This window comes from Shigella sp. FC1661 (assembly GCF_001712525.1).
GTDB classification, from domain to species: domain Bacteria; phylum Pseudomonadota; class Gammaproteobacteria; order Enterobacterales; family Enterobacteriaceae; genus Escherichia; species Escherichia coli.
The window spans coordinates 1-234 of the sequence record NZ_MDGW01000542.1; the positions used below are offsets into that span (position 1 = coordinate 1).

Sequence of the window (234 nt, forward strand, 5' to 3'; positions counted from 1 at the left end):
AAAAACCCAACGTTACTCTACGGAGTTTAAAGCCGAAGCCGTCAAAACGGTTCCTGAAAATCAGCTTTCGATCAGTGAAGGCGCTTCCCGATTATCTGTAAGCGTACAGCCTGAACCGTCTGGTCAGAATCTGATGAATTAGACAAAGTGGTGTCCACCAAATAAGTAGTGGGAACCAAAGTGTCAGATATGCAGAAAAATGTGAATCCCGGCAGGCGAAAAGGCTGCCCTAAT

The 234-nt window shown here is 45.7% G+C and carries 1 pseudogene; it reads left to right on the plus strand.

What is annotated here, in order from left to right:
• Positions 1–100: pseudogene (locus BFF42_RS21865) on the plus strand (transposase); the annotation flags it as partial.
• Positions 101–234 lie beyond the last annotated feature (134 nt).